This is a genomic window from Rhodococcus sp. EPR-157 (assembly GCF_001647195.1).
Lineage (GTDB): Bacteria > Actinomycetota > Actinomycetes > Mycobacteriales > Mycobacteriaceae > Rhodococcoides.
Window position 1 is genome coordinate 1 of sequence record NZ_LVCV01000065.1, and the last position, 5,075, is coordinate 5,075.

At 62.0% G+C, this 5,075-nt stretch carries 6 protein-coding genes; 4 read left to right on the forward strand and 2 right to left on the reverse strand.

Annotated features, from left to right (window positions below; all coding sequences use genetic code 11):
• Positions 1–1,141, forward strand: a 1,141-nt coding sequence (locus A2J03_RS02790; RefSeq protein ID WP_068369421.1) for an MCE family protein, incomplete at its 5' end; no start/stop codon positions are given.
• A 34-nt stretch (positions 1,142–1,175) separates the two neighbouring features.
• Here the strand turns inward: A2J03_RS02790 and A2J03_RS02795 are convergent.
• A complete protein-coding gene (locus A2J03_RS02795; protein WP_068369423.1) occupies positions 1,176–1,658 on the reverse strand; it encodes a hypothetical protein in 483 nt (160 codons plus the stop codon).
• Entirely contained in the window at positions 1,655–2,332 is a 678-nt protein-coding gene (locus A2J03_RS02800) for a hypothetical protein (protein ID WP_231912337.1), read from the reverse strand. The genes A2J03_RS02795 and A2J03_RS02800 overlap by 4 nt, the downstream gene beginning before the upstream one ends.
• A 214-nt stretch (positions 2,333–2,546) precedes the next feature.
• On the opposite strand from A2J03_RS02800, the gene A2J03_RS02805 reads away from it, so the two are divergent.
• The 3 genes from A2J03_RS02805 to A2J03_RS02815 all read left to right on the forward strand — a co-directional run.
• Positions 2,547–3,590: an alpha/beta fold hydrolase gene (locus A2J03_RS02805; RefSeq protein WP_231912338.1), complete on the forward strand. Its 1,044-nt coding sequence runs from the start codon at positions 2,547–2,549 to the stop codon at positions 3,588–3,590.
• Positions 3,587–4,840, forward strand: coding sequence for an oxygenase MpaB family protein (locus A2J03_RS02810; RefSeq protein WP_068369425.1), 1,254 nt, complete (start codon positions 3,587–3,589; stop codon positions 4,838–4,840). Before A2J03_RS02805 ends, A2J03_RS02810 begins: the two co-directional genes overlap by 4 nt.
• A partial coding sequence (locus A2J03_RS02815) for a homogentisate 1,2-dioxygenase (RefSeq protein ID WP_156520164.1) occupies positions 4,837–5,075 on the forward strand: 239 nt, incomplete at its 3' end. The genes A2J03_RS02810 and A2J03_RS02815, both read left to right, overlap by 4 nt.

The window sequence follows — 5,075 nt, forward strand, 5'->3', positions numbered from 1 at the left end:
CACCGGCGCGAACGTGACGTATCGAGGTTCCGAGATCGGCAAGGTCGTCGAACTCACCAGTGTCGGTGACGGTGCCCGTGCAATCGTGTCGTTGACAACCGACATTGCAGTTCCCGCCGATGCGAACGCCGAAGTCCACTCCATGTCCGCGATCGGAGAACAGTACATCGACATCATCCCCGAGTCCGACGATGGCCCCTACCTGTCGCCTGGATCTGTGATTCCACGGCACAGGACATTCATCCCCGAACAGGTAGGTCCTACAATAGATCTCCTGCAAGCAGCGTTGGCGTCCGTCGGCTCCGACAACTTGCGCAGCCTGCTCGACGAAAGCGGAGCTGCACTCGGAAACAACGGAACATACGTAGCCGAACTACTCGATTCCTTTCGAGCCCTGAGCGCCGACGCGAACGCCGACTCCGAGTCGATCGCGACGCTGATCGACAACGCCGATCCGGTTCTGGCGGCAACGGCGGCCAGCAGCGAGTCGATCCGGAACTGGGCCGCATCACTGACCGGCGTCACCGGGCAACTGCGCGATCGCGACGCCTCGATTCGCGCCCTCATCGACAAGGGCGCGCCCATTGCAACCGAGGTCACCGCCCTGTTTCAACAACTGCAGCCGACTCTCCCTCTGTTGCTGGCCAACCTGAACACCGTCGAGCAAGTTGCCGTGGTGTACAACCCGTCGATCGAACAAATTCTGGTCCTGTACCCGCCGCTCATCGCGGCGACGCAAGGTACGGGAATGCTCAATTCGCAGGCTGGGGCACCGGGCCAGAACACATACTTCGCCGCTCAAGTGAACGACCCGCCGCCGTGCACCACGGGATTCCTGCCGGCATCCGAACGCCGATCACCCACCGAAGTCGACACGATCCCGACTCCCGACGGCCTCTACTGCAAGGCCGATCCGGCTGATCCGACTGCCATCCGAGGCGCGAGAAACCTTCCTTGCATGGAGTTTCCGGGAAGACGCGCCGCCACAGTGGACCTGTGCCGAGATCCGGTGGCATCGACCGGCGAGTACGACCCAGCCGACAGCTCTTACATCGCCGCAGACGGCCGACGATACGTCGACGAGGGTCTCGACTCCGAGCCCGCCACTCTCGACGGACTGCTCGTCCCGGACGGCGGATGACCCTGATGAACCGCTGGATCGGGTCTGGATTTGTCTAGATCGGGTCGAGCTTCGCGATCAGCCAACGCCCGTCGACCTGCGTCAGTTCGATCCGAAGACTGCTGGACGCTGCCTTTGGATCCGGCGCGTCGGTCGAGGTGACGTTCTGGTTGACGAATACCAGCGCCACGGCCGAGTTCTCGGAAGACGACACGATCGAGCTGGCGGATACCGTTGCACTCGAGGTGATACCCCGGTCCTTCGCGGCCGGTGCGATCGACTCTGCCCCGAATGCGCTGTAGTACGTCAGGAAGTCTCCCGTGAGGTACGACGACGCGTGTGCGATGTCCGCATCGACGGAATCCGCTCGGTACGACAGGACTGCCACCGCACCGTCATCGGCTGCATCGCTGATTTCGGTACGCGCCCGCGCCTGTTCGTCGTCTGCTCGATTCATCAGATACAGCGAGGCCGTCGATGCGCCCGTACCCACGAGCAACACCGATAGACCTGCAACGAGCATGCGCTGCTTCATCATGGGACGAACTCCACATCGGACATCAGGATCGACCCGCCGCCGTTCTCGAGGGTGATACGAAGACGCCACACTCTCGGCTCCTCCTGCGCTCCTGACGAATTGGTGACACTCGACGTCGCCGAGACGAGAACTCTCGCTGCGTTGCCGTCGGCACTTTCGATTCCGGCCTCGGTGATCGAACCCGTCGCCGTCACATCTGCCTGCTGCGCAACGGCGACGAAATCATCCGACCGTTCCTCGAACTGGTCGCGGAAGGTTCCGGTGGACCGTTCGAGAACTCGCGCGACGTCGTCGTCTACGGTGGCCGCAGAGATGGTGGTCAGATCGAGCACGCCCTGTCGTGCTGCCTGCAGATAGCGCTGCTCGAGAGCCATTGTGGCATTGGATTGCAGGTGCTCGTTCAGCAGCACAGCGGTGGCCGTGCCGAGCGTTCCGATCGCGAGCACGGCGACCGCAAGCGCGATGCGATGCAGGCGCCGGTGTGGGTCGAGTGCGCTGTCGACCGATTCCGAATCCGATTCGGCTGCCCAGTCAGCAGGTGCCGAGCCGTCCTCGGTTTGTGTGTCTGCCGCAGGTGCATCGTCAACCGTCGCAGCCTTCACCGAAGTGTCTTCTGCCGGTATGTCCGCTGCTGATGCGGATGCGCTGTCCAGCATTGCTTCTCGCCCACCCATCGAATTCCCTCCTATCCCGGAACCAACTGACCGTACTACACGGTATGGATAGTTCGCAGGAGAACGCTTCACGAAATCTGGACTTGTCCATACCTGAGAGTATGGTAGATTTCTGTGATCCAGATCGCATTCGTCGTAGGAGGCGGACCTTTTCGTGATCGTCGACAATTTCCAACGAGTTCCATACGAACCAGCCCGGGACGGACGAGTGGAGATGCACTCAGGTCTGTCGCGGCACTACCCCACCCTGCACGCCAATCTCGTTGCCCAGCAGGACCACGATCGGAACGTCGGGATTCTCCTGGCACACCCCACCTCGGATTTCCTGTCGCATTTTCTGCTTCGCGGTTTCGCCGAAGCCGGCCTGCCCATCATGGGACTGAACACGCGGTACAGCTCCAACGAACCGGCACTGCTGATGGAACGTGCGATCGCCGACGTCGGATCCGGTGTTCGGTGGATGAAAGACGAGCTCGGATTCGAGAAGGTGGTGCTGCTGGGATTCAGCGGCGGCGGCTCGCTGTCGACCTACTACCAGGAGCAGGCCGAAACTACGACTGCGGACATCGACGGCCCCCCACTCGTTCCAGCAGACGCAGTGATGCTCGTCGGGGCCCATTCCGGGCGGGCTCGCGTATTGCGGCACTGGATCGACGCCGCAATCACGGACGAACTCGACCCGTTTTCAACCGATTCGGATCTCGATCTGTATGCGCCCGATCGACGGATTCCTCTGGACCGGCAATGGGTCGAAAGATACCGCGCCGCACAACTCGAACGCATCAGACGAATCGACGAATGGGCGATCCGCGAGCTGGACTGCATCGCCGCACATGACTCCTCGGATCGCGCCTTCGTGGTTCATCGGACCGTGGCCGATCCACGATTCGTCGACCTCACACTCGATCCGAGCGATCGCCTGGTAGGCAGCATGTACGGAGATCCCCAGCGGGCAAACACCGCTGCCGGAGGCCTAGCCCGATTCGTTTCGGTACGAAGCTGGCTCAGCACATGGAGTTCGGATCACACCGGCGCCGATGCATTGAAGAATCTGCCGAACATCGCCGCACCGACGTTGATCGTCTCCCTTCTCGGCGACCAAGCCGCGTTCGCGGAAGATTCGCGCCTCATGCACGACGCCAGTCCCGGCTCGACCTTGGTCGAGCTACCGAAACTCAATCACTATCTCGTCGACCAACCGCAGGGCATCAGCACCGTCACCGACGAATGCCGCGCATGGATGGAGAAGAACCTATGACACTCACGGCGGAGACCAAGCGAGTCCCGACAGCGTTCACCTACTGGGAACACCGCAAGAACCCTCGCATCGCGCGAATAGAATCAACCGTGCGGAAGGTGCTCGGCACGTCGATCTTTCCGACCGACGACATCGCCGACGAGTTCTGCGACAGCTTGTTTCACGGAGATCCAGTCGCCGAGAACTTCGTCGACGAGGTCTTCGCAGCGGATCCGAAAGCCGGACGAGCACTCCTCGACCGTGCATTGGTAGACGGTATCGACGCACTCGACGACGTCCCCGACAGCATGCGGGTTCTGTTCGAGGAGTTCGAGACGGTCCCGGAGTGGGTCGAGCCCGAACTCGTCGAACAAGGAGCCGCAATCTGGCGCCGCTGGGGCACAATGTTGTTCGCTGTTGCGGGTGGTATCACGCTGGAGATGTACACCGAGGCCGCAGTCGCGACGCCGCTGTCGCTAGCCGGCGGGTACGCGGGCGACAACGCTCTGCGCCGGTTTCTCGAGACCTGCCAGTTCTGGGTGGACACTTCGGAACCGGGTGCGCTCCTGCGCATCGGATCGACCGGCCGCGCAACCGCGATGAAAGTGCGGGTGATGCACGTTGCGGTTCGACGCCGAATCGACGGACACCCGGAATGGCACACCGAGAAGTGGGGCTACCCCATCAGCCAGGGCTATCAGATGCTGACGCTGCTCGGCGGAAGCACCGTGCCGGCGCTGGCGCTGCGACTCGTCGGGTTGCAGACCACCGCTACCGAAATTCGGGCGCTGTTGCACTTCCAGAAGTACATGGGCTATCTACTCGGCGTCGGAGTTCACAATTTCCCGACCACCATCGCCGACTCGCTACGGATGACGGCCATGGTTTCCTCCGCACGGAGCTACGACGCCGGAGTACACGGCAAAGAGCTCATCGAATCGTTCCCCGCAAGTTTCGCGCCACGACCGAACCAGAAGGGGTTGGCGAGACTGCGCGCCCGGTACAACCACGGCATCTATGGTGCATACACCGCCCTGTTCATGAGCCCCGTAACACGCGGCAAGTACGACATGCCTGCGGTGTTCCCATGGATCCTCATCATTGTCGCAAGGTTTCCGGTCATCACTGTGCTCGAGCTGATTCGGCGGCTCGTCCCTGGAGTGGGCGAGCGCATGGCGCGGCTATCCGACGCTCACCGCCGTAGCTGGCTTCGAGCCCAAATGGATGGACGTGAAGCCGAATTCGATGCACAGGGAGGATTGCGACGATGAGTGGCGGACTCGAATACCAGACCGGGTTCGGAAACGAACATCATTCGGAGGCGGCCGCCGGCGCCCTGCCGTGGGGGCAGAATTCACCACAACGCGCACCCTACGGGCTCTACGCCGAGCAGCTCTCCGGCACAGCGTTCACCGAACCGCGCGAGATCAACAGGCGTAGTTGGGTCTATCGCATTCACCCGTCGGCCAGGCATCCCCGATTCGAGCGGATCGACAACCGAACCTT